This is a genomic window from uncultured Sphingopyxis sp. (genome assembly GCF_900078365.1).
Taxonomy (GTDB): Bacteria; Pseudomonadota; Alphaproteobacteria; order Sphingomonadales; family Sphingomonadaceae; genus Sphingopyxis.
The window spans coordinates 2,512,664-2,537,988 of the sequence record NZ_LT598653.1; the positions used below are offsets into that span (position 1 = coordinate 2,512,664).

Sequence of the window (25,325 nt, forward strand, 5' to 3'; positions counted from 1 at the left end):
GACCGAGACACGACAATCGCCCTGCACTAAGTAGAAATTACTTCCTCGCTCGTCTCCCACCCCACCTGGGTCGGCTCGAAGCGCGAGCCGGTCTCGAGCGTGCGATGGACGGGGCAACGGTCGGCGACCGCGAGCAGTTCGGCATGCTGCGCCTCGTCGAGGTCGCCTTCGATCTCGATCCGGCGGCTGAAGATATCGGGCCTCTCCTGATCCTTTTCCTTGCGGTGGGTCACGCCGGTGCGGATGCGGTCGACGGACCAGCCCTTGCGATCGGCAAAGAGGCGCAGCGTCATCGTCGTGCAGGCGGCGAGCCCGGCGGAGAGCAGATTATAGGGCGTCGGGCCCGATCCGAGCCCGCCGGCGCTTTCGGGCTCGTCGGCGATGAAGGCGGCCTTGCCCGCGCGCATCGCCAGCTGAAACTTGCCGAGCCGCGTTTCCTCGGCACAGGCGTCGAAGCGGCTTTCGGCGGTCGGCGGCATCGCGGGAAGATAACGCTGCGCCCAAGCGGCGATCATGTCGGCCGCGAAATCGGCGTCGCGCGTGTCGCTGAGCAGATGATCGGCGCCGTCGAGCGAGACGAAGCTCTTGGGATGTTTCGCGGCGAGATAGAGGTTCGTGACATTCTCGATGCCGACGACCTGATCGATCGGCGAATGGAGCAGCAGCAACGGGCGCTTCAGGCGCGCAACGCGCGCGCCCTGATCCTGTTCGCGCAAATTGGCGACGAGCTCGCGGCCGACGAGGAACGGACGCCCGCCGATCGACACCGTTCCACGCCCTTCACGCTCGACTTTCGCGAGCGCGTCGGGCTCGAACTGGCCGAGCGCATGTTCGACGTCGAAAGGCGCGGCGATCGTCGCGACGGCGTGGACGCCCGGCAGCGACTCCGCCGCGGCGAGCACCGCCGCGCCGCCGAGGCTATGGCCGACGAGCAGCATCGGCGGCATGCCCGCGGCGGTCATCGCCTCCGCCGCGGCGACGAGATCCTTCACATCATGGCTGAAACCCGACGAGCCGAAATCGCCCTCGCTCGCGCCCAGCCCGGTGAAATCGAACCGCAGCACGCCGATGCCGGCGCCCGCCAGGCGGCGCGAAATCCGCACCGCGGCCTTGTTGTCCTTGCCGCAGGTGAAGCAATGCGCGAACAGCGCCCACGCCCGCGTCGATCCGACCGGCAGCTCGAGCCGTCCCGAAAGGCGATCTCCGGCGACGTTGGGAAAATCGAACGGGCGCGTCGGCATCTCTCTCTCTCTCCGGTCATGGTCAGTCGATCGGTCGTGCCTAGCACAAATCGCGCGGAGGCGATGCGGCGGCGCGCCGTCAGGCGAGGCCTTCGGCCCTGAGCGTCGCCTGTACCGCCGGACGCGCGTTCAACCGCTGATGGATCGCGGCGATCGCGGGCGGAATTTCGACCCCGAAGCGTTCGGCCCAGCGCGTGTTCACGAACAGGTAGAAATCGGCGACGGTGGGCTGGTCGCCGAACAGATAGTCGCCCTTGATCGTGTCGCCGAGATAACGCATCCGCGCGGTGATATAAGCGCTCGCGGCGGCCTTCTGCTCGTCGGTGCCATTGTGCCAGAAGGGCTTGAAGCTCTTGTGGAGTTCGGTCGAGATATAGGCGAGCGCCTCGACCAGCCGGGTGCGGCCGAGCGGGCCGTCGAGCCCGAATTGCGGATAGACATCCGCGAGATAGTCGAGCACCGCGATATTCTCCGTAACGATCTCGCCATCGTCGAGGCGGAGCGCGGGGACATAGCCCTTGCGCGTGACGCTGTTGAAATCGGCGCCGCTCGCGGTGATCTTGGTGCGGATGTCGACGCTCTCATTCGCGAACGGTGCGCCGACCTCGTGGAGCACGATATGGGCGGCGAGGCTGCAGGCCCAGGGGCAATAATAGAGCTTCATCGATCCTCTCCTGAAAAGGGGGCCGCCGGGATAGCGGAGGGCGATATCCCGGCGGCGGGGTGGTGCCGGACGGCAGGGTCAGGTGTCCGGCACGCGGGGGCCGTGGGCTCGTCAGGCCGCGGCGGCCTGTGTGACCGGATGGACCGCGCGCAGGCTGATCTGCACCGTGTTCCAGAAGTTGATCGCGGCGATCGCGACAGTCAGATAAGCGATTTCCTTGTCGTCGAAATGCGCCTTGAGCAGCTCGTAATCGGCGTCCGGCGCGTGTGTCTTGCCGATGCGGGTCAGCTTTTCGGTCCAGTTCAGCGCGGCGCGTTCGCGGTCGGTGTAGAGCGGCGATTCGCGCCAAGCGTCGAGCAGGTGGATGCGCATATCGCTCTCCCCATGCTTCACCGCGTCGGTGACGTGCATATGGATGCAGAAGGCGCAGCCGTTGATCTGCGACGCGCGCAGCTTCACCAGTTCGACAAGGCCGTGTTCGAGGCCCGAGTTTTCGAACGCCGCCTCGACGGCGAGCATGCCTTTCATCGCGTCGGGGGCGGCCTGGAAGATATTCATGCGAGGGGTCATCGGTCTTCTCCTGTTTGCTGGGGGGTTATTGATCGGGGGCGGTATCCGCGCGCGTCTGCCGGGCGTCGGCGGCCGCCCATATCGACAGCAGCGCGATGAGGATCGCGGGCAAGGTGACCGCGGGAAAATCGCGCGCGAGCGCGGACGGGCCGCAAATGCCGACGGCGACTTCCCAGAAGTGGAAGAGCGCATGGCCCGACAGCCAGAGCGCCGCGGTCGTCCACAAGAGGATGCGATATTGCGGGCGAAAAACTCCGACGAGAAGCGCGGTTCCGACGAAGAGGTAGATCAGCCCGATGTCGCGGATGAAATGCTGGTTGAACGGCCCGGTGGTCGTGACGCCGGGGACGGCGAGATACCAGTCGGCGGGCGAATGGAGCATGAAGAGCGCGTTCGCTTCAGCGCCGATGCCGAGGATGATAGCGGTCCAGATACAGATGGTCTTGAGCATGACACTCTCTCCCCTGAAAAATCGCGAGCGAAGTTATTTCTTCGGCAGCGGCGGGACGTTTTCGAGCCACCAGTCGAAGCGCGTCGCGCCGAGCTTGGCGCCGGGTCCGGGGATCAGCGTGTCATCCTCGAGCCGGAGGCCGAAATAGCGCGCCTCGGGGTCGACGACGACCGGCCGCGTACCGCCGTCGAAGGCGAGCACCTTGCCGACGATCTCGTCGAGGTGGAATTTCTCGGGACCGCCGATCTCCACGATCCGGTTGGCGGGCGCGGCGAGCGCCACCGCGGTCACCGCATCGGCGACGTCCTCGGCCGCCATCGGCTGGATAAAGGCATGCGATAGACGGACCTCGTCGCCGACGACGGCCGCCTGGCCGATGCCGCGCAGGAACTCCATGAACTGGGTCGCGTGGATGATCGTGTAGGGAATGCCGCTGTCGCGGATCAGCTTTTCCTGCGCCTGCTTGGCGACGAAATAGGGGCTGACCCCCATTTTTTCGGTACCGACGACCGAGAGCGCGATATGATGGCCGACGCCCGCGGCCTTTTCGGCCGCCGCGACATTCCGGCCCGCGGTCGTGAAGAAGTCGATCGCCGCTTCGTCGAAGGTCGGCGAGTTGGCGAGATCGACGACGACCTCGGCGCCGGTCAGGGCTTCGGCAAGCCCTTCGCCGGTGAGCGTGTTGACGCCGGTGTTGGGCGCGGCGGCGACCGCCTGATGCCCCTTCGCATTGAGCTTGCTGACGACCTTTGAACCGATGAGCCCGGTTCCGCCGATCACGACGATCTTCATGGCTGCTGCCCTTTCCCTGCAACGACGCGGGTTGCGTCCGTTGCCATGGGGATAACCGGGCGAGCGTCGCTCATGCAGACCTGAGAGGTGCGAAAGCCACTGTACCATGGGGAGGCCGCGCGCGCCGTTGGTACAATCAGGCGGTCAGAATTCGGACCTTACCGGAGCGGGAACGCGCTGTTCTAATCGCCGCATCGAGACGGATCGCGCAGCCTCCCCCTCCCCCGCGCGGTCCGTCTCGACCGCATCGGACTGCGGACTTTGTGGAGCCGTGTTAATCGGACGCGACAGGGATGATGAACGCAGGGGTTTTTCCGGTTTCTCCCTGCGGCCAACGAATTGGCAGGCGAGCATCCTACCTGTCCGGCTCCCATTTTTCCCGATGGATCAGGACGCAGCGGCGAGCGTGTCGCGCGCGACGCGTTGCAGCGCGGCGGCCTGAGCGTCCGACAGGCCAAGCTCGTCGGCGCCCTTTTCCTTGGGGCCGAGCTTCGTCGGGTCGATGCCGGTGACCGCGCCGAAGGTGACGAGCGCCGAAAGATAATAGCCCGCGACGCTGGCGTGATAATGGTCATAGGCCCAGAGGTCGAGCTGGCCGTAGCCGATCCCGTCATAGGGGTCGGGGTCGGCGACGCCCTCCCCCATCGCGCGGTTCCATGCCTGTCCGACCGGCAATACGCCCGTCACGCCGGGATTGGCGACGCGCGCGCGATCGGCGGCGGCGCGCAGGTCCTCCGCCATCGCGGTCACCGGCTTGCCATACCAATGTCCCTTGGGCTTGTAAGTCTGGTCGGCACGCGTCCAGGTCGCGACGAGGCGGATGTCGACCGCGGGATTGCGCGCCTTGAACAGCGCGGTCAGCCGCGCGACGTCGCGCAGATAATTCGTGGCGTCGCCGGGCCTGGCACGGTCGAGCGTGCTGAGTTCCTGCAGCACGACGACGTCCCACGGCCGGTCGAACAGCGCGCGCCGCTCGTCATAGTGAAAGCCGAGCGTCTTGCCGCCCTGCGTCTCGAGGCTGACGCGATAATCGAGCCCCATTTGCTCGGTGAACAGCTTGAACAGCGCGGGGACGCCGCCATAGCCCGCCTTGTTAAGATCGGTGACCGACCCCGCGCGCCAGTTGCGCGCCGCCGAATGCGCGCCCTGCGTGAAGCTGTTGCCGATGAAGAGGATCGTCTTCGGCGCCGCCTTGGGCTCGGCCGCCGATGCGACGGCTTCACCATGCGGGGCGGTGCCGGCGACCGCCTGGCCGGGCGCGCACCCCGCCAGCGCCAGCAGCACTGCTCCCGACATGGCCTTCAGGGGTCCAGTGGATCGAAGCCCCGAAGCTCTTTGCATTTGGTTTCGCATCAGAATTTCACCGTCGCGCCGACATAGAAGCGGCGGCCGGCAATATCATAGACGCCGTTCTGGTTGGTCAAGCGCCCGCTCTCGGTGCCGCTCGGCAGGAAGGGGCTGACCGAATTGAACAGGTTGTTCACCCCGCCATAGAGGCGGAATTCCTTGCCGCCGCTGTCGACGTCGAACGACAGGAACAGGTCATGTTCCCACACGTCGCCGATGTTGAGGAAGACCGGCACCTCGGCGTTCGGATTGGTTTCGAGCAGGGCGGCATATTGGTCGGCGAGCGAATTGCTGTCGTTGATCTTGCCATAATAGGTCGTCGTCCAGCGGATGCGGAAATTGTCGAGCTTCCAGCTCAGCGAACCGCGCGCGCGATATTTGAAGCTGCCTTCGGCAAGGTCGCCCGCAAGGTCGTTGGTGACGGTCCCGTCGACGCCCTGAAACTGCACCTTCTGCTTCAGCACATGCGTGCCGTCGTAGCGCAGGTCGAAGCGGCCGGGGATGCCGAGCGCGTCGTCGAGGCGGAAGCGATAGTTGAAGGCGACGTCGATCCCCTGCGTGTCGAAGCGCGCGAGATTGACCTGCCGCTGGACCAGCTCGACGATCTGGCCGTTGTTCGCGTTGCGCGTGATGTCGGCGCAGAAGGGGTTGTCGGCCTGCGGCACGTCGGTGTCGTAGCATTGCAGCTGGATGTCGCGGTTCGAATAGGCGTCGATCGCGTCCTTGATGCGGATGTCGTAATAATCGACCGCGATCGTCAGCCCCGGCACGAAACGCGGCGCGAGTACGGCGCCGAGCGTCAGCGTGTCGGCGGTTTCCTCCTTGAGGTCGAGATTGCCGCCGTTGGGGCTGTAGAGGTTGTTGCCCGCCTGCGTATAACGCTGCGTCACATTGTCGGCCGCCTGCTGCGCGAACAGCGCCTGGATACCCGGATCGAGGCGGCAATTGGCGGCGAGGCGTCCCGCGGTGGTCGGGGTCACGCCATCGCAGAGGTCGTTCGCCGCCTCGAAATTGCCGCGCGGCGGCGAATAAAGCTCGGCGATGTCGGGCGCGCGCTGGGCGCGGGCGAATTGGGCGCGGAAGCGGATGTCGGGGATCGGCGCATATTGCACGCCGCCGCGCCAGCTAAACACCGTGCCGACCCGGTCGATATTATAATCGGCGACGCGCGCCGAGGCATCGACGCTGAGCAGATAGGCGCCCGGCGCATCGCGGAGCAGCGGCACGCTGACTTCGCCATAGCCCTCCAGCGCGCGGATCGAGCCGCCGAAATTGGGCACGGCATTGCCCGTCGTCCCGCCGGTCTGCGACAGGAGATCGCCGGTGAGTTCCTGGCTGTCCTTGCGGTAATCGATGCCGAAGGCGGCCCCGACCGGGCCGGCAGGAAGCTGGAACAGTTCGCCGGTGACGAACGCCTGTCCGGTATATTGACGGATCGTCAGTTCCTGATGCAGGTCGGCGCGGATCCAGGCCGCCATGTCGGGCGTGATCGCCCCCTCGCCGAACAGGTCGATCGCGACGCAGCCCGCGGCGCGCGCGTCGGCGTCGGCGCATTGCGGTCCGTTCGGACCCATTTCGGCGTTAAGCGCCTGCGTCAGATGGACGCCGTTGATCTCGTTCCGTCGCCACTGGTCCTGCTTGTACTGGCCGTAACCGAAGCTCGCTTCCCAGTTCCAGCTGTCCGAAATCTTGCCGCGCAGGCCGGCCCAGCTGCGGATCGTCTCGCGCTTGTTCTCGGTGATCTGGCCGCCGACCTCGTCGAAGCGGCGGTCCCATGCGATGCCCGCGCCGGTCGATGGTGTCTCGTTGCCGCGCAGTTCGGCGGGGACAAAGGGATTGCAGCCGCCGGTGCGGAGACAAGGGATTTTGCCATATTCGATCTCGGTCGTGATGCCGGTGACGGGATCGGTCAGCGGATAGGTCGAATCCCAGCCGATACCGACCGCCTCGCGCGTTTCGCCTGAGGTAATCCGCGAATATTGCAACTGGGCGAAGGCTTCGACCGCGTCGGAAAATTCATATTCGAGCTTGGCCGCGCCGAGATAGCGTTTGCGCGCGAGGATCAGCGAGCGGCCGGTGCGCTGGTTGTAGCCGTCGCGATTGGGAAGGAAATAGCCGGTGTTGCCGTCGTCGGTGGTGCCGACGTCGATCGGCTCTCCGGTCTGGACGTCGGGACCGAGCGGGACGAGCTCGCCGCCCCGATAGAAGCGGTCACGCCGCGAATTTCCTCCCGAAAAGACCCCGCCCGGAATGAACACGCTGAGGTCGCTCATCATCAACGGCGGAAATTCCGACGCGGGGCGCGATCCACTCGCGGGAGCCCCGTTCTCGTTGATATAGACACCCTCGAACTCGTTGATGCCGTTTTCGAAATCATAGCCGTAGGAGACCGGCCGCACCGCCCATTCGCGGTCGACCGCACGGATGCCCCAATCGCGGTCATAGGTACCGCTGACGAGGAAATAGCCGCGGCCGTCGGCGAAGCGCGTCCCGTAAGTCGCGCCGAGCGTCAGTTCCTGCCCGTCGCCCTCTGCGGTGAGGCCGGCGCGCGCGCGCAGCGTCAGGCCGCGTTCGTTCTTCTTGGTGATGATGTTGACGACGCCCGCGACCGCGTCCGAACCATAGACCGACGAAGTGCCGCCGGTGATGACCTCGACCCGGTCGATGAAATCGCTGGGGATCGTCGACAGGCTGACGAGGTTGGAAATGCCGCTGTTCGACACGGTGCGGCGGCCGTCGACGAGGACGAGCGTGCGGTTCGAGCCGAGGCTGCGCAGTTCGATCGAGCTGAGGCCCGAATTCTGCGTGTTGCCCGTGACCGTCGCGTCGTTGGTCGTCGAGGACAGCTGCGGCAGGTCGGCGAGCGTCTCGCTGAGTTCGCTGTCGCCCGATTCGAGCAGATCCTCGGACGAAACGCCGATCACCGGTGCCGGCGTGTCATAGGTTTCGCGCGCGATGCGGCTGCCGGTGACGACGATCGCCTCTTCGCCCGGCGCCACCGCGGCGGCGGCCTCGGCGGGCGCTTCCTGCGCGGCGAGCGGGGCGGCGAAAGCGCCGATGCCGGCGAGCACGAGTGCGGTGCGGCTGCTGTGGCGGGCCCAGCGGGCTTTGGTCATAGTCATTGTCTCACTCCCCATATCTTGTCTTTGTCCGGTCAATCGGCGTCGGTTTCGATCGGCTGCGCGGCGAGCGGCGCGGGCTCGCCCCCCAGCGCACGGTGGAGCGCGTCGCGGTCGAGCGCCTTTTCCCACCCCGCGACGACGATCGCCGCGAGCGCATTGCCGATGAAATTGGTGAGCGCGCGGCATTCGCTCATGAAGCGGTCGATGCCGAGGATCAGCGCAAGGCCTGCAACGGGCACCGACGGCACGATCGACAGCGTCGCGGCGAGCGTGATGAAGCCCGCGCCGGTGACCCCCGCCGCGCCCTTCGAGCTGACCATCGCGACGAGCAGCAGCGCGATCTGGTCGCCCAAGCTGAGATCGACGCCGACCGCCTGCGCGATGAACAGCGCCGCGAGCGTCATGTAGATGTTGGTGCCGTCGAGGTTGAAGCTGTAGCCGGTCGGCACGACGAGGCCGACGATCGGTTTCGCGCACCCGGCCTGTTCGAGCTTCTGGATGAGGCTGGGCAAGGCGGCCTCCGACGAGGAGGTGCCGAGCACGAGCAGCAGTTCGGCCTTGAGATAGGCGATCAGGCTGAAGATCGAGAAGCCGCACAGCCGCGCGACCGCGCCGAGGACGACGATCACGAAGAAGAGCGAGGTCAGGTAGAAGGTCGCGATCAGCATGCCGAGATTGGCGAGCGATTCGACGCCATAGCGGCCGATCGTGAAGGCCATCGCGCCGAACGCGCCGACCGGCGCGAATTTCATCAGCATGCCGACGAGCCCGAAGAAGACGACCGAAACCTTTTCGAGCAGGCCGAGCACCTGCTGCCCCGGCTCGCCCGCATGCGACAGCGCGAGGCCGAAGAGGATCGCGGCGAACAGCGCCTGCAGGATCGATCCCTCGGTCAGCGCCGAGACGAAAGTCGTCGGAATGATTTCGAGCAGGAAGGCGGTAAGCGTCGCTTCGTGCGCCTTGGCCTCATATTGCGCGACCGCCCCGGCGTCGAGCGTCGCGGGGTCGATGTTCATCCCCGCGCCGGGCTGGATCACATTGGCGACCACCAGCCCGACAATCAGCGCGAGCGTCGAGAAGAAGAGGAAATAGGCGAAGGTCTTGCCGACCACGCGGCCGAGCGCCCTGGTCTCGCCGCCGATCGAGGCGATGCCCGTCGCGACGGTCAGGAAGATCACCGGCGCAATGATCATCTTGACGAGCTTGATGAAACCGTCGCCGAGCGGCTTGAACTCGGTCGCGACCGACGGCCAATAATGGCCGAGCAGCACGCCCGCGAGGATCGCGCCGAGCACCTGGACATAGAGATGCGTCCACCACGGCCGGGCTTGCGGCGTGCGTGTCGCGGTCAGATCGATCGTGGCTGCCACCAGCCTCTCCCCATGTCTTTGCGCCGTCGGCGCTCCCTTGCGGCCGTCGGGCGGCCTTTCCGCGATTCTAGGGGTGCGGCGGAACGGGGGTCAAACAAGGGACGGATTTTACATAAGCATTTGTAATATATTATTTTCATGGATCAGCCCGTTGAGGGCGGCGCCGATTTTGTGCGATTTTCCGCATAGGTTTGCAAATATTTGTGCAATAATCCGCACATGACTGATCCGCCCGATTCGCCGTCGCCCCAGCCCCCAGCGGGCCGCCGGCGCCTGCTCGTCGCCGCCGCGATCGGCTTGGCGATCCTGCTCGTCGCGGGCTTCAGCCTCGCGCGATGGGCGGCCGATCGCGCGAGCGCGCAGGCCGATCTGGAGGCGCGCCAGAATGCGCGCGCCCATGCGAGCCTGCTCGAAAGCGAATTGCAGAAATTCCGCCTGCTGCCGCGCGTCCTCACCGAATTTCCCGACGTGCGCGCGGCGCTCGCCGACAGGAGCGACGCCGCCTCGCGCCGGCTCGACCGCGAACTCGAGCAGCTCGCGGCGCGCACCGACGCGGCGGTGATCTATGTCCTTGACGCGGGCGGCACGACGATCGCGGCGAGCAACTGGCGCGCGCCGACGAGCTTCGTCGGCCAGAACTACCGCTTCCGGCCCTATTTCCAGGGCGCGATGCAGCGCGGCGAGGCCGAACTCTTCGCGCTCGGGACGGTGAGCGGGCGCCCGGGCCTCTATCTCGCGCGCCGCGTCACCGTGGATGGGAGCCGGCTCGGCGTGATCGTGCTCAAGGTCGAATTCGACAAGCTCGAGGCGCGCTGGGCCGATTCCTCCGCGACGACGCTGGTAACCGACGCTGCCGGAATCGTCGTGATGAGCAGCGATCCGCGCTGGCGCTTCCGCTCGTTCGCGCCGCTCTCGCCCGAAGCGCAGCGGCGGCTGCGCGCGACGCGCAGCTATGGCGAGGCGCGGCTGGCGCCGCTGCCGGTCGACCGCGCGGGCGGGGACCTTCGCATCGGCGGCGATCCCTTCCGTCAGGCCGACGAGCGCGTGTCGCTCCCCGGCAGCACGCTCCGCCTGCTCCAGCCCGCCGGACCCGCGCGCGCCAGCGCCGGCGCGACCGCGCGCGTGATCTTCCTGATCCTGCTCATTCTGGTCGGCGCGGCGATCGTGACACTGCTCCGCCTCGTCGAGCGGCAGACGATGCGGCAAGCCGCGCACGAGGCGCTCGAGCGCGAGGTCGCGGCGCGCACGCGCGACCTGCGCGACGCGAACGACGAATTGCGGCTGGCATCGGAGCGGCAGGCCGAAACCGACCGCCGCTATCGCGCCGCGCGCGAGGAACTGGCGCAGGCGAGCCGGCTCGGCTCGATCGGGCAGATCACCGCGGGCGTCGCGCACGAGATCAACCAGCCGGTCGCCGCGATCCGCAGCTTCGCCGAAAACGCCCGCGCCTATCTCGACCGCGAACAGGCGGGCAAGGCGCGCGGCAATCTGGACCATATCGTCGAGCTGACCGCGCGCGTCGGCGCGATCACCGGCGAGCTTCGCAATTTCGCGCGCCGCGCGCCAAGGCCGCTCGGCCCGGTGCCGCTGCAATCGGCGATCGACGGGACGCTGCTGCTGATCGGCGACCGGCTGCGCGCGCAGGGCGTCGCGCTCGACGTGGGCATCGAAGAGCCGGCGGTGGCGGTCCATGCCGACCGCGTGCGGCTGGAGCAGGTGCTGATCAACCTGCTGCAGAATGCCGCCGAAGCGGTGCGCGATACCGACGGCGCGCGCGTCACGCTCCGCGCGCACGGCGACGGGCCGGTACTGATCGACATTTGCGACAATGGCCCCGGCGTTCCCTCCGACATCGTGCCGCAGCTGTTCACGCCTTTCGTCACCGGGCGGCCCGACGGGCTCGGGCTGGGGCTGGCGATCGCCAGCGACATCATGAGCGGCTTCGGCGGCGCGCTGACGCTCATCCCCTCGCCGCTCGGCGGCGCGGGCTTCCGCCTGACGCTGAGGCGCGCATGAACTTCTTCACCGCCGAGCAGACCATCTATTTCGTCGACGACGATGCGGCGCTGCGCGAGGCGAATGTCCAGACGCTCGACCTTGCGGGGCTGGCGGCCGAGGCCTTTGCCGATGCGCACAGCGTGCTGCCGCGGATCGCCGCCGATTTTCCGGGCGTCGTCGTCACCGACATCCGGATGCCGGGGATGGACGGGCTCGAACTGCGCGCGGCGATCCACGCGATCGATCCCGAGATTCCGGTCGTGCTGATCACCGGCCATGCCGACGTCGCGATGGCGGTGCGGGCGCTGCACGACGGCGCCTTCGACTTCCTCGCCAAGCCCTTTGCCGCCGACCATCTGGTGGGCGTCGTCCGCCGCGCGCTCGCGCACCGCGCGCTGATCCTCGACAACCGGCGGCTGACTGCCGCGGCGGCGGCGATCGACAGCCCGCTGATCGGCGAAAGCCCGGCGATGGTGCGGCTGCGCGAGACGATCGCGCAGCTGGCGCAGGCCGACATCGACGTGCTGATCGAGGGCGAGACGGGGACGGGCAAGGAGCTTGTCGCGCATATGCTCCACCGCCAGAGCCGTCGCAGCGCCGCCTCGCTCGTCGCGGTCAATTGCGCCGCGCTGCCCCAGGAACTGGCCGAGGCCGAACTGTTCGGCAGCGACCTGATCGACCGCGCGACGGGCAAGCTGGGACAAGCGGGGCGCATCCGCAGCGCGCATCGCGGGACCCTGTTCCTCGACGAGATCGACACGATGCACGGCGCGGTGCAGGCGAAGCTGCTGCGCGTGATCGAGGAGCGCGAAGTGCAGCCGCTGGGCGCCAGCGCGCCCGAGCCCGTCGACCTGCGCGTCGTCGCGGCGACCAAGACCGATTTGATGGACGCGGTGCGTAGCGGCGATTTCCGCGAGGATCTCTACTATAGGCTGCACGTCGTGAAACTGCGCATCCCGCCGCTGCGCGAACGGCGGTCGGATATTCCGCAAACCTTCGCCTTCTTCCTCGACGAAGCCGCGGCCAAGATGGGGCTGGCGGGCTTTCGGATCGACGATGCGGTGCGCCGCCACCTGGTCGAGCATGATTGGCCGGGTAATGTCCGCGAGCTCAAGAATTTCGCCTATAGCGTCGTGCTCGACCTGCCGTCGGACCCCGGCCGCGCCGCGATGCCCGCCGACGCGCCGCTCGCCGAGCGCGTGCGCCGGTTCGAGGCGACGATCATTGAGGACACGCTGGCGCAGACGCGCGGAAATATCGCCGAGACGATGGCGCGGCTGGGGGTGCCGCGAAAGACGCTTTATGACAAGATGGCGAAGCTTGGGATCGATCCCAGGCGGTTCCGGGGCTGATCGCGATCATTCCTGACGGAATCGTCATCCCGGCGAAGGCCGGGATCTCGCCGGTGCGTCAGAAGGCAAGGTCGAGATCCCGGCCTTCGCCGGGATGACGAAATGTGGTTTCTCTATCGGCCCTGCGCCGCGAGGATGCGAAGGATGTTGCCGCTCCACATCTTCTCGATGTCGGCGTCCGAATAGCCCGCGGCCTTCAGCCGTTCGGTGACCTTGGGCAGCGCCGAAATATCCTCGATGCCGGGCAGGCCGCCACCGCCGTCCCAGTCGGCGCCGAAGCAGATGTGGTCCACCCCGCCGACTTCGATCGCGCGCAACACCATCTTCATATAATCGTCGAAATCGGCCGCCCATAGTTTCTCGCTCTTGTCGAGTTCGCGCCACTGGCGATTGAGGTCGGCCTGCTCGGCGGCGGACAACGACCCGATCCGCTCATATTTGCCGAACAATTCGGCGCGCGCGGGCGACATCTTCATCTCCGACATGAAGATGGTCGAGATGCACATCGCCCCGCCCTTCGCCGCGAGCGCCTTCAACCGCCCCTCGTCGAGGTTGCGCGGATGGTCGAAGGCCGAGCGCAGACTCGAGTGCGACAGCAGGATCGGGTATTTGGAGAGCGCGAGAATCTGGTCGAACGCCGCGTCGGACGAATGGCTCGCGTCGATGACGATGCCGAGGCGGTTCATCTCCGCCACCCATTGCTTGCCGAGCGGGCTCAGCCCCTTCCAGCGCCCCGCGCCCGTCGCGCTGTCGGCGAACTGATTGTCCTTGGAATGCACCGGCCCGGCGAGGCGCAGGCCCTTGTTGTAGAACTCCTGCAGCAGCGACAGATCCTCACCGAGCGGATAACTGTTCTCCATCGACTTGAAGGCGATGAGCTTGCCTTCCTTGTTCAGCCGCAGCGCGTCGGCGGCGGTCCGCGCGGGAGCGATGGCATCGGGATATTTGGCGATGGTGCTGTCGATCAGGTCCGATCGTTTGCGGGCGAAGGCGAGCGCATCGGCATAGCCCTTGGCGGTCAGCGGGCCTTGCTCGGTATAGATGGCGAAAAAGCCGCCATCGAGATTGCCGTCCTTCATCCGCGGAATGTCGAGCTGTGCCATATCGTCCGCGAGCGCGTGACGATCGGCGAAGCTCCAACCCGCACGCTCGAAGTGGAGCGGCGTGTCGAGATGGGTGTCGAGCACGAGCATCCGGCTGTGCAGCGGCGCCTCGGGCGCCGTCTTCGGCTGGTCGCCGCCCGATGAACAGGCCGAAAGCGCGGTTGCGGCCAGCAAGATCGCGATAGGCTTCACTTCTTGTCCTCCACGGGCTTCAGGTCGAGATCGTGATAATCCCAGCTGAAGTCGGCGATCTGGCTCACCGCCTTCATCGTCACGCCCGTCACCTTGCCGTCGGCGTCGAGCGCGAAGGTGACATAGGCGGGCTCGATCGCCGGGTCGTCGAATTTGGTGACGAAGCTGTCATATTGCCAATGATCGAGCCGCCCCGCCATCCGCGGCGTCGAGGTGAAATCGATCGTCAGCCCCTTCGCGTCCGCCCCCACGACGACATCGCCATACCAGGGATCGCGATAGCGCCCGGCGTAGCGCGCCGGCGCGAGCGAGGGACCGCTCTGCGCCGGCGACGCCTTCGCCTGTTTCAGAAACTCGACCCCACCCGCGAGCCGCGCCTGATACCAGTCCTCCCATTTCTGAATCCAGCCATAGTCGGGCTGATCGAGATAATGGTCGAGAAGATCGTAGGTGAGCCCGAGGAGCATCCCGCTGTCCTCGCTGTTCATCATGATCGCGAAGCCGACATTTTTGTCGGGGATCATCACGACGCGCGTGATCGACCCGAAGACCCCGCCGCCATGCTGGATGATGCGGTGGCCGCGATAATCCTGCACATTCCATCCAAGCGCATAGGCCTGCTGCGTCGGCTGCGCGGGTTTGAGCGCATAGGGCAGCGGGGTGATCGGCACCGGGGTGACCGGCGTCCACATCTCGGCGGCCTGCTCCTCGCTGAACAGGCGCTTGCCGTCGGGGAGCGCGCCGTGCGCGAGCTGGATCTTGAGCCACGCCGCCATATCGTCGGCGCTGAGCGCCAGCCCGCCCGCGGGCGCGCCGTTGCGGCCGAGTTCGTCGCGTTCGTCGAGCGCCTGTTGCGGGCCGAGGCCGCGCAAGGGGCCCGACAGCCGCGCGTGCGGCCATGACCGGTTCGCGATGCGGAAGCGGTCTTCGCTGTCGCTCGTCGCATTCTTCATGCCGCCGGCGCGCAGGACGCGCGCGCGGATGAAATCCTCCCACGTCTGGCCGGTGACCTCCTCGATCAGCTGGCCGGCGACGGCATAGAGGATATTGTCATAGGCAAAGGCCGAGCGGAAACTCGTCTTCGGCTTGAGGTAAGCGACGCGCTCGACCGTCTGCTTGCGCGTGAGGTGCGTGCGCGGCACGAACATCAGGTCGCCCTGCCCGAGCCCGAGCCCGCTGCGGTGGACGAGCAGGTCGCGGATCGTGATCTCGCGCGTGACCCACGGGTCGTACATGCGGAACCACGGCATATGCTCGATGACGGGATCATCCCACGCGATCCTGCCCTCATCGACCAGCACCGCGAGCGCCGCGGCGGTCATCGCCTTGCCGGTCGATCCGGTCTGGAAGATCGTCTGCGCATCGACGGGCGCGCGCTCGCCGAGCTTGCGCACTCCCCAGCCGCGCGACAGCGTCGTCTTGCCATCCTCGACGATCGCGATCGAGACGCCGGGCGCGCCGATCTTCTTGCGGAGCGCCTCGACGCTTTCGCCGATGTCGGCGGGCGGTTCGGCCCATGCCGGCATGGCGACCGACAGCATCAGCAATAAAGCGAGCAAGCGTTTCATGGCAAAGCCTCCATATGGGGAGCGGTGGATGGGCGCAGCAGGCGCCAGGTGCCGAGAGTGACGAGCGGCAGCAGGAAGGTCGCGAGGAACAGCCAGGCAAGGAAGCGGTATCCGCTGGCGATCAGGTCGACGAGGCCGACGCGCGCCGCGACGAACATGCAGCCGACGAGCACCGCGCCGCCGATCGCCGCGCGCGCGCCGGTGCCGAGCGGCGGCCGGCCGCGCGCCACGACAACGCCCGACACGCGCTCGTTGATCGCATGGATCGCACCGACCCCGCTTTCGAGCAGCGCGGCGAAGATCATCAGCTGGAACAGCACATGAAAGCCCGGCACCGCCATCTGGCGAAGCAGGAAATCGGACGGCAGCGTCTCGCCGCCGATCGCGGGATAAAAAGCCATCATCGCGACAAAAAAGAGGATCGCGGGCAGCATCGTCAGCGGTCCCGCGATCAGCCCCGCGACGACCGCGTCGCGCTGGCTCGTCAGGTGACGGAGGACGGGCAGGATGACCACGGCCCCGACGATATTGTAGCTCGCATAGGTGACGCCGCCCGCCACCCAGTTCCCCGAAGGCGGCGGCGCATTCGCGAAGCCGTTCCCGATCATTTCGCCGAAGCTGGCGAGCGCAAAGACGAGGAACAGCGCGTAGACCGCATAGATCAGCATCGAGGCATATTTGAACAAGGTCTCGACGAGCGCGGTACCGAAGGCGGTGAAACCGAGAATGCTGAGCGCCAGCAGCACCGATCCCGCGAGTTCGGGCCAGCCGAAGGTTGCCGCGCCGATGGCCCCGGCAGCGGCGCCGAACACCGCGAGGATCAGGACAACGAAGATCAGATAGGCGACCTCGAACGCGATCCACGCGGGGCCGAGCAACCCTTCGAAGAAGGCGCGATAATCATAGGCTCCGAGCTTGCGCGCGAGCGCGAAGGTCAGCGCGGCGACGACGCTCCAGATGCACGTCGCGAGCAGCATCGCGGCAAGCCCGCCCCATGGGCCCGACGGCACGAAATATTCGGCGAGTTCGCGCCCCGTGGCATAGCCGCCGCCGATGATGACGGCCTTCAGCGCGAAACCGGGCAGCAGGAAGCGCTGGAACCAGTTGGAATTGGACGGCATCGGTTACTTCCTCGCTTGTGCCCCTGCGAATGCAGGGGCCCATCATCTGGACCATCGTCCTCAACAGCCGCTCGCCGGATTTCGCCAAGGTTGGAGATGGGCCCCTGCCTTCGCAGGGGCACAAAAACGGGCCATCATGAAAGGATGTTGTCCACGAGCGCGTCGAACGACTCGCCCCCGCGGATCGGGTCGGTCACCGGCAGGCCGAGGCGCTGCCGCTCGGCCGCCATCAGCGCCTCGGCCGCGTCGCCGTCGTAAGCCGAGGTGTTGAGGCTGACCCCGCCGCAGCGGATCGCGGGATTGGTGCGGCTGCCGAGGCGGATCGTCAGGTCGATCACCTCCTCAATGCTGGGCAGCGCAAAGCTTTCCATGCCGAGGATCACCTTGCGCGCCGGATCGTGACAGACGACGAAGACGTCGGGCTGGCTGCCGTGGAGCAAGCCGAGCGACACCGCGGCATAGGCGGGGTTGAAGATCGATCCCTGTCCCTCGACCAGGTCCCAGTGATCGGCGGGCGCATCGGGGCTTAGCACCTCGGCCGCCCCCGCCTCGAAATCCGAAACCACCGCGTCCATCGGCATGCCGCCGCCCGCGATCATGATCCCCGTCTGGCCCGTCGCACGGAAATCGGCGTCGATCCCGCGCGCGACGAAAGCGCGGTGCAGCGCGAGCGCGGTATATTTCTTGCCGAGCGCGCAATCGGTGCCGACCGTCAGCAATCTCTTGCCGCTGCGCTTGCGCCCGGTGGCGATCGGGATCGACGGCGGTGGGGTGCGGACGTCGATCAGCCGCCGGCCGGTGCGCCGCGCCGCCTCGACGAGCGCGGGGATGCTCGTCAGCCGGGTGTGGAGCCCGCTGACGATGTCGAGCCCCGCCTCCATCGCCTCGATGAGCACCGCAACCCAGGCATCGCCGATGACGCCGCCCTGGTTCGCGACGCCGATCACCAGCGACCGCGCCCCCGCGCCGCGCGCCTCGGCGGGCGACAACCGCGGGAGGCCGGCGCTGACCGAGCAGGCGCCGATCCCATATTCGCCGACGCAGCGGTCGGCCGCCCAGTCGGCAAGGCCGAAGGCGGTCTTCGCATAGCCCGCCTCGGTCGTGTCGCCGAGGAACAGCAGATAGGGTTGCGGCAGGGTCAGGCTTTCGGCCAGTCTGCCGGTGGGCGCGTTCATCTTGTCCAACTCCAGTTCGCTCAGAAAGCCATGTCGAGCGCGACGCCGATCGTGCGCGGCTGCAACGGCGAGATCGCAAGGAAACTCGGCTGGTTGAGTCCGTCGGCAAGCGTCGATCGCGCCATCTCGCCCTTGTTGTCGAGGAGGTTGCGCGCATAGGCGCGCAGCGTCCAGTGGTCGGCGAAGGTCACCGACGCATTGAGATCGACCGAAGTGTATGCCTTGGCACGCGCGACGAGCGGATCGCTCTCGACCAGCGACAGCCGGTTGCTCGCGTGGCGGATGCCGGCGCCGAAGCTGCCCTTGTTGCCGCCGCCCAGCTCGAATTCATAATCGGCGCGCAGCGCGCCGCTGAACTTCGGCACCGCGGGCAGGCGGTCGCCCTTCACGCCGCTGATCTCCGGCACATCTTCGCTGAGGCTCGCGTCGGTATAGCTGCCGGTGGCGCTGATCGTCAGGCCCGGCGCCGGGCGCAGCGCCAGGCTGCCCTCGAAACCCTTGCTCGTCGCTTTACCGCCGTTCGCGCCGCCCGACACGCCGCCAAAGGCGCGCGTGACCTGAATGTCGGTCCAGTCCATCCAGAAGAAGGCGGCGTCGACCGATACCATGCGGTCGGCGAAATCGGCCTTCAGTCCCACCTCATAATTGGTCATGCGGTCGGCATCGACGCTCGGCGGGACATTGGGAACGATGACGTTGGGGCCGCCGGGGCGATAACCCGTCGCGACGCGCGCATAGAGCATCGCATCCTCGTTGATGTGGAATTGCGGGCTGACCGAGAAGGTCCAGACGCTTTCGGCGGATTCACCCGGATCGTTCGCGCTGGGGACGATCGCGCCCTCGCTGATCTGGGTGAAGGTCTGTTCGTTGCGCGCCCACCGCAGGCCGCCGGTGACCTCGAACTGCTCGCTCAGCTTGAAGGTCGCGTTGCCGAAGATGGCATATTCCTTGTAAGTCGCGGGCAGGCCGACGATCGCGAGCGGATCGAGGCCGTCGATGACGTTGCCGTCCATGTCGAACGAGCGGACGAGTTGGGAATTGCTCGTTTCCTCGTCGGTGAAGAAACCGCCGATCATCCATTCGAAACGACCGCCACTCGGCGAGGCGAGCCGCACTTCCTGCGTCCATTTCTTGAGCCCGAGATCGAGGTGGAAGGGCGTGATACCGGGCGCGATCGGCGGATCGGTGATGAACGGGAACAGCACACCGAAGGCATAGCTCGCATCCTGCAACTGGCGGCTCTGCGTCTCGCTGTAGGTCGTCGCCGAGGTCAGCGTCGCGGCGCCGAAATCATAGTCGATCGTCGCCGAATAATAGTCGAGATCGACGTCATAGGATTCGGGAACATAATTGTTGTATGAATGGCCGTTGCCGAGCCGGTTGCCGGTCAGGTCGGCGGCATAGAGGCCGTTGCCGTCCGAATCGAGCGACTGCCAGATGCCCGCGAGCTTGATGCTGAGTTCGGGCGTCGGCTGCCACAGCAATGCGGCACGGCCGCCGCGCTGTTCATAGTCGTTCTGGTCCTTGATTCCGGCATTGTTGACGCTGTCGACCCATCCCGGCGTTTTGCGCCACGCGAAGCTGCCCGAAATCGCGAGCGTGTCGGTGACGATCGGCGCGTTGGCATATACCTGCCCGCCCCAGCCGAGGCTGCCGGCATTCTTGATCGTGAAGCCTTCGACGCCCGCGCGCACCTTGAATTCGCGCGTGTCGGGCTGGACGGTCACATATTTGACGAGGCCGCCGATCGAGCTCGCGCCGTAGAGCGTACCCTGCGGCCCCTTGAGCACCTCGATGCGTTCGAGGTCATAGGGCATCAGATCGATGGTGAATTGCCCGGCGCGGTTGTAGAGCGCGCTCGACCCGACCGGTGCGTCATCGAGATAGATGCCGACCGTCTGGCTGGCATTGAGCGGCGCGACGCCGCGCAGCGTGATCGTCGTCTGGCCCGGGGTGCCGCCGTTGCTGACGTTCATGCCGGGGACATAGCCCGCATAGTCGACGAGCGAGGCCGAGCCCTGTTCCTGCAGTTCCTCGGCTCCGACGACCGAAATCGAGATCGGCACGTCCTGCACATTCTGGACGCGCTTCTGCGCGGTCACGACGATCTCGCCCGCGGCTTCGATCGCGGCCGCTTCCTGCGCGCACGCCGGCATCGCGGCGACGACCGCGACCATGCTTGCTGCTACCAAAAGTCCCTTGTTCATCGTCTTACCCCCAGACTTGGCCGAGCAGGCGGCGGAAATTGCCGCCGAGCACGGCCCGGATGTTATCGTTCGAATAGTTGCGGCGGATGAGTTCCTCGACGAGGTCGAAGGTCTTCAATGGATGGTCGAAACCGTCGATGTCGATCTTGTCGCGAAAGGCATAGCTGCCCTTGTAGCCCTGCTTGAGCAGCGCATATTCTTGCGGCGGCATGTCGTCATAGCCGTTGAGGTCGGCGTCGGAGCCGATGCCGACATGGTCGATGCCGACGAGCTTCGCGACATGATCGATATGGTCGGCCATATGCCCGACGTTGGTCGGGTCGCTCGTGCGCACGAACATGCGCACTCCGGTGATGCCCATCACCCCGCCCTTCGCCGCGAGCGCCAGAATCGCCTCGTCGGTCTTGACGCGCGGATGATCGACGAGCGCGCGGGCGTTGCTGTGGGTGATCGCGATCGGCCCCTTGGCGATTTCGATCGCGTCCAAAGTCGTCCTGTCGCCGCAATGCGAGACGTCGACGAGCATCTTCTGCTTTTCCATCTCGGCGACGATCGCCGCGCCATAGTCGCTGACGCCGCCATCGACCCGTTCGGTGCTGCCCGATCCGATCATGTTCTGCGTATTGTAGGTGAGCTGCGCGCAGCGAAGGCCGAGGCGGCGGAACAGCGCGACATCCTCGACGCTCTCGAACTGCTCGGCATTCTGGATGCCCATGATGACGGCGCATTTCCTGTCGGCCTTGGCGCGGTCGAGATCGGCGGCGCCGTCGACGAGCGTGAAGACATGGCTGTTGCGCCCGGCGAAGCCTTGCCATCCCGCGAGATATTCGAGCGCCTGCTGCTTCGCATCGGGGCCGCCGATGCCATAGGCGTTGTGAAAGCCGGTGATGCCCGACGCGCGGAACGCGGCCGCTTCGGCGTCGGTCAACCGGTGCGCGACATAGTCGGGCGACATGGTGATCTTGAGCGGCGCGAGCATGTCGATGACGAGCGACGAGGCGACGAGGTCGACCGCGCGGCGCGAATAGGTCTTCGCCGGCGCCGCCGCGAAGGCATAGGCCCCGCGGCCCACCATCGGCGCCGACAAAGCGGCCCCCACCGCGCCCGCGAGTGCCGCGCGGCGCGTCATGCGGAACGACCCGGTCATTCCATCCTCCACCTTTGATAATCTTATTTGCCGACTATTGTCCTAATCAGAAAATTGTCAACCCATTTAGGACATATCGTTCAAGTTTATTCGCCATCCGGCGAAGGCCGGGATGACGTGGAAGGACGACCGAGGACCGAGTCTCTACCCGCCCCAGACCTCTCCCGCGCAATGGATCATCCCGCCCCGATATTCGACGCCGGGCGAGCGGTCGCGCGCGAGGAAGGTCGGCCCGTCGAGGTCGACGATGTCGCAGAGCTGCCCGACGAGGAAGGAGGGCGCCATCGACAGGCTGGTGCCCATCATGTTGCCGACCATCACGTCGAGCCCGAGCGTCTTCGCCTGCCGCGCGATCGCGAGGCCCTCGGTCAGCCCGCCGCATTTATCGAGCTTGATGTTCACGACATCGAAGCGGCCGACGAGCGACGCGGTGTCGGCGAGCGACAGCGCGCTTTCGTCGGCGACGAAGGGCAGCGGCCGCTTGAGTCCGTCGAGGTCGGCTTCGCACCCGCGCTTCAGCGGCTGTTCGAGCTGCGCGACGCCATGCTCGACGAGCATAGGCAGCAGGCCGGCGAGCGTCCGACGATCATAGCCCTGATTGGCATCGACGCCGATCCAGGCGTCGGGCCGCGCGGCCCGGATCGCCGCGACGCGCAATATATCCTCGTCGAGGTCGCCGGTCAGCTTGACCTTGACCGGCGCCTGCGGGTCGATCGCCCGCGCCGCCCTTGCCATGGCTTCGGGGCTGTCGGCGCCGAGCGTCAGCGTCGAGCGCAGCGCCTTGGGCCGATCGAGCCCGGCAAGCTCCCAGACCGGCCGCCCCGTCTGCTTCGCCTCGAGATCCCAATAGGCGCAATCGAGCGCGTTGCGCGCGCCGCCGGGCGGGAGGAGCTGCTGCAGTTCCTCGCGCGTCGCGCCGCGCTCTATGTCCTCGCGTACCCGCGTCGCTTCGGCCAGCATATGGTCGATGTCGTCGCCGAGATAATAGACCCCGCCCCCCTCGCCGCGCCCGACATGCGTGCCGTCCGACAGGGTGGCGACGAGCAGCGCGGTTTCGGAGAAGACATGGCCCGAAATGCGGAACGGCTGGTGATAGGGAAAGCGCTCGACCCGAAGGTCGAGCGTCAATCCCCGCGTATTTTGCGTCGCCATCAATAGACCATCCCGAAGCCGTAGAGGTGGAAGACAAGCGTCACCCAGACGAGCACGAGCGCGGCGAGGATCAGCAGCACCGCGCCAAGCTTCATCGTCCAGCGGCGCTTGTCCTGGATGCTGAGCCACAGGTGCCAGCCAGCCGTCGCGAGCAGGCCGAAGGCGGCGAGCGGGGTCAGGATGCGCAGCAGATGGATGAGCCAGTCGAGCGGGCCGCCGATGCTGCCGATGTCGGCCGAAAAGGCCGCGATCAGCCCGATCCACCCGGCGAGCGCACCGATCGCGAGCCAGGCAAAGACGCGGCTCAGGCGATAGGCGCGGAGCGACTTGCCCGTAAGCGCGAACTCGGCCTTGAAGCTGCGGCGCACCAGCGCGCGCACCGGCCAGGCGAGCGCCGCGAGCAGGATGATGCCGAAAGCGAAGACCAGCGCCGGGTTGAGCCAGGCGGCGTTGACGCTGGCGGGCGCGGGTTCGAACACCATGAAGGGCGACCCCGGGTCGACGCTCCAGCGCACGACGCGGCCGTCCTTGACCTCGGCGGCAAGACGTTCGCCGGTGCCGGTGTCGCGCCACACGAAGGGCTCGACCTCGATCCAGTCGCGCGCGCCGGCGCCGAGCCCGTCGAGCGCCGGAACGCTGATCTTGCCGTCCTCGGTCAGCCCGATCGTCGCCTGGCCGAGCAGCCCGAACAGGCTCATGAAATTGGTGAAGGAACCGCGGCTGCTGATGTAATTGCCGGCCATCATCTGCGCGTGTTCGCGCGCGGTCTTGGCATCGACCTGCGCCGGCTTTTCGGCCGGACCCGGCAGATAGCGATCGGCGAATTTGTGGAAGAGCGCGCTGCGCACCGCCCCCGCCGCGCCGTCCTTGCCCGCGCTGTTCATCGAGATGAAGACGCCGGTGTCGGCATCGGGGAACAGCCAAAGGTAGGAGTGGAACCAGACGGTGTCGCCGCCGTGCGCGATCGCGCGGTGGCCGTTGACCCATTGCTCATAAAAGCCGAGCGCCATGCTGTTGAGCGGGCCGACGCCGGGCGCCTTGAAATCGTGCATCATCTTCGCGGTTTCGGGCTTCATCAGCCCCGCGCCGTCATTAAGATGCGCGATCATGAATTTCGCCATGTCGGCGCCGCTCGACGACAGGCTGCCCGCGGGCGCGGGGATGACCATTTCGAACGGCTGGGCCTTCCCGGTGATGTCGGGATACCCCTTCGACATATGCGGCACGAGGCGCGCGGGGAGCGGCTGGCGGAACGACGAATGCGTCATGCCGAGCGGCTTGAAGATATGATTCTCGATATAATTGTCGAAATTTTCGCCGCTGACCCGCTCGACAATATAGCCCGCGAGCGCGGTCGCATAATTGGAATAGGCCGGGGTCGTGTCGGGCGCGAAGACGCGTTCGGGCAGCGCGAGCGGCATCAACTTCTTCAGCGTCATCACCGCCTTCGGATCGCTGCTGATCAGGTGGCGCACCGATTCCTCGAAGCCCGCAGTGTGCGTCATGATGTTGCGCATCGTCACCGGCTTGCCCTCATAGGGCGGAATCTTGAAATCGAGATAGGCGTTGACGTCCTTGTCGAGGTCGATCTTGCCGGCCTCGACCTGCTGCATCACCGCGGTCCAGGTGAAAAGCTTCGATACCGATCCGGGGCGGAAAAGCGTCGTCTCGGGAAGGACGGGCGCGCGCTTGGCGACGTCGGAATAGCCATAGCCCTTTTCGAGCACGACCTCGCCGCCGCGCACCACGACGACGACCGCGCCCGGAATGCGCCCGCGTTCAAGCGCATAGGGCAGGTAGCCGTCCATCCAGGCCTCAACGTCACGGGCGTCGAGCGGCGCGGGCGCCGCGGCCGTTTTGGCGGCCGGCAGCGCGGCTTGGGTCTTTTTGACGGCCGGCGCGGGCACCGGTCCCTGCGCCGCGAGCGGCAGCGCGGCAAAGGCCGCCAGCCCGATCATCGCCTTGCGGATAAAACGCATCGCTCTCCCCTTTTATCTGGCGCGCCTGTCACACCTTGCGGCAAGCCGCGCGACCCCTTACCAAGGGACCAACATCTGTTAGCCCGATAGGGACATAATGATCCTGATTAGAAAATTGTCAAACATGGAATGGAAAAACTGATGGCGGACCGCGCAACCCCGCCGACGCTCGGCGCGGTGATGAAGGGCATTCGCGCGCGCAACGGCTGGACGCTCAAGGAAATGAGCGCGAAGTCGGGGATTCCCGTATCGACATTGTCGAAGGTCGAGCACGACCGGCTGACGCTCAGCTACGACAAGCTTCAGCAACTCAGCCAGCGCCTGAAGATTCGCATGTCGGACCTGTTCGCCGAGGATGAGGAGGATGCCGCGCCGCGCGTTACCGGACGCCGCAGCATCGCCGCGATCGATCGCGCCGCGCGCGTCACGACCGACAATTACGACTATCATTATCTCTGCACCGATTTGCGGCAGAAACGAATGATCCCCATCCTGACGCGCATCCGCGCGCACAGCGCGCGCGAGTTCGGCGAACTCGTCCACCATCAGGGCGAGGAATTCATCTACGTCCTCGAAGGGCGGATCGAGGTTCACAGCGAATTTTACGATCCCGTCACGCTCGACGTCGGCCAGGGCATCTATATCGATTCGTCGATGGGCCACGCCTATGTCGTCGCCGACGGCTTTGAGGAGGCGTTGGTGCTGGGCGTCTGTTCGAGCGCCGACGACGGGCTGATGGACAGCTTGATGAGCCTTCACGGATAACCCACCGGA

Annotated in this window: 19 protein-coding genes; 3 read left to right on the plus strand and 16 right to left on the minus strand. The window is 66.4% G+C overall.

Annotated elements, in window-relative coordinates; genetic code table 11:
* Window positions 1-26 precede the first annotated feature (26 nt).
* From QZL87_RS11640 to QZL87_RS11675, 8 genes are all read right to left on the minus strand, one after another.
* Entirely contained in the window at window positions 27-1,241 is a 1,215-nt protein-coding gene (locus tag QZL87_RS11640) for a bifunctional alpha/beta hydrolase/OsmC family protein (protein ID WP_295319506.1), read from the minus strand.
* Window positions 1,242-1,320: 79 nt separating this feature from the next.
* The gene (locus tag QZL87_RS11645) at window positions 1,321-1,905 is read right to left on the minus strand and encodes a glutathione binding-like protein (RefSeq protein ID WP_295319508.1); all 585 of its coding nucleotides are present in this window, start codon (window positions 1,903-1,905) and stop codon (window positions 1,321-1,323) included.
* Between the two features lie 111 nt (window positions 1,906-2,016).
* Window positions 2,017-2,475, minus strand: coding sequence for a carboxymuconolactone decarboxylase family protein (locus tag QZL87_RS11650; protein ID WP_295319510.1), 459 nt, complete (start codon window positions 2,473-2,475; stop codon window positions 2,017-2,019).
* A 25-nt stretch (window positions 2,476-2,500) separates the two neighbouring features.
* Window positions 2,501-2,926, minus strand: coding sequence for a hypothetical protein (locus tag QZL87_RS11655; RefSeq protein ID WP_295319513.1), 426 nt, complete (start codon window positions 2,924-2,926; stop codon window positions 2,501-2,503).
* 33 nt (window positions 2,927-2,959) lie between these two features.
* Window positions 2,960-3,718 (minus strand): SDR family oxidoreductase, encoded by a 759-nt coding sequence (locus tag QZL87_RS11660; protein ID WP_295319516.1) that lies wholly within the window; start codon window positions 3,716-3,718, stop codon window positions 2,960-2,962.
* Window positions 3,719-4,105: 387 nt separating this feature from the next.
* Window positions 4,106-5,014, minus strand: a complete 909-nt coding sequence (locus tag QZL87_RS11665; protein WP_295319518.1) for a DUF4886 domain-containing protein — start codon at window positions 5,012-5,014, stop codon at window positions 4,106-4,108.
* Between the two features lie 56 nt (window positions 5,015-5,070).
* The gene (locus QZL87_RS11670; protein WP_295319520.1) at window positions 5,071-8,187 is read right to left on the minus strand and encodes a TonB-dependent receptor; all 3,117 of its coding nucleotides are present in this window, start codon (window positions 8,185-8,187) and stop codon (window positions 5,071-5,073) included.
* A 32-nt stretch (window positions 8,188-8,219) separates the two neighbouring features.
* Window positions 8,220-9,557, minus strand: coding sequence for a dicarboxylate/amino acid:cation symporter (locus QZL87_RS11675; RefSeq protein ID WP_295319522.1), 1,338 nt, complete (start codon window positions 9,555-9,557; stop codon window positions 8,220-8,222).
* 219 nt (window positions 9,558-9,776) lie between these two features.
* Between QZL87_RS11675 and QZL87_RS11680 the strand changes: the two genes are divergently transcribed.
* Together QZL87_RS11680 and QZL87_RS11685 are read left to right on the plus strand one after the other, a co-directional pair.
* Window positions 9,777-11,573, plus strand: coding sequence for an ATP-binding protein (locus QZL87_RS11680; RefSeq protein WP_295319524.1), 1,797 nt, complete (start codon window positions 9,777-9,779; stop codon window positions 11,571-11,573).
* Window positions 11,570-12,907 (plus strand): sigma-54 dependent transcriptional regulator, encoded by a 1,338-nt coding sequence (locus QZL87_RS11685; RefSeq protein WP_295319526.1) that lies wholly within the window; start codon window positions 11,570-11,572, stop codon window positions 12,905-12,907. The genes QZL87_RS11680 and QZL87_RS11685 overlap by 4 nt, the downstream gene beginning before the upstream one ends.
* 113 nt (window positions 12,908-13,020) lie before the next feature.
* Here the strand turns inward: QZL87_RS11685 and QZL87_RS11690 are convergent, their stop codons facing one another.
* From QZL87_RS11690 to QZL87_RS11725, 8 genes are all read right to left on the minus strand, one after another.
* Entirely contained in the window at window positions 13,021-14,202 is a 1,182-nt protein-coding gene (locus QZL87_RS11690; protein ID WP_295319528.1) for a dipeptidase, read from the minus strand.
* Entirely contained in the window at window positions 14,199-15,770 is a 1,572-nt protein-coding gene (locus QZL87_RS11695; RefSeq protein WP_295319530.1) for a serine hydrolase, read from the minus strand. Before QZL87_RS11695 ends, QZL87_RS11690 begins: the two co-directional genes overlap by 4 nt.
* Window positions 15,767-16,891 carry a hypothetical protein gene (locus QZL87_RS11700; protein WP_295319531.1) on the minus strand — a complete coding sequence of 375 codons (1,125 nt, stop codon included), beginning with the start codon at window positions 16,889-16,891 and terminating at the stop codon, window positions 15,767-15,769. Before QZL87_RS11700 ends, QZL87_RS11695 begins: the two co-directional genes overlap by 4 nt.
* Window positions 16,892-17,025: 134 nt before the next feature.
* A complete protein-coding gene (locus tag QZL87_RS11705) occupies window positions 17,026-18,066 on the minus strand; it encodes a DUF1611 domain-containing protein (RefSeq protein ID WP_295319534.1) in 1,041 nt (346 codons plus the stop codon).
* 20 nt (window positions 18,067-18,086) lie between these two features.
* Window positions 18,087-20,273 (minus strand): TonB-dependent receptor, encoded by a 2,187-nt coding sequence (locus tag QZL87_RS11710; RefSeq protein ID WP_295319536.1) that lies wholly within the window; start codon window positions 20,271-20,273, stop codon window positions 18,087-18,089.
* Between the two features lie 4 nt (window positions 20,274-20,277).
* Window positions 20,278-21,420, minus strand: a complete 1,143-nt coding sequence (locus tag QZL87_RS11715; protein ID WP_295319539.1) for a membrane dipeptidase — start codon at window positions 21,418-21,420, stop codon at window positions 20,278-20,280.
* A gap of 144 nt (window positions 21,421-21,564) precedes the next feature.
* Complete coding sequence (locus QZL87_RS11720; RefSeq protein ID WP_295319540.1) at window positions 21,565-22,572, minus strand: dipeptide epimerase; 1,008 nt, start codon at window positions 22,570-22,572, stop codon at window positions 21,565-21,567.
* A complete protein-coding gene (locus QZL87_RS11725; protein WP_295319541.1) occupies window positions 22,572-24,551 on the minus strand; it encodes a serine hydrolase domain-containing protein in 1,980 nt (659 codons plus the stop codon). The genes QZL87_RS11720 and QZL87_RS11725 overlap by 1 nt, the downstream gene beginning before the upstream one ends.
* Window positions 24,552-24,692: 141 nt before the next feature.
* On the opposite strand from QZL87_RS11725, the gene QZL87_RS11730 reads away from it, so the two are divergent.
* Window positions 24,693-25,316, plus strand: coding sequence for an XRE family transcriptional regulator (locus QZL87_RS11730; RefSeq protein ID WP_295319543.1), 624 nt, complete (start codon window positions 24,693-24,695; stop codon window positions 25,314-25,316).
* Window positions 25,317-25,325 lie beyond the last annotated feature (9 nt).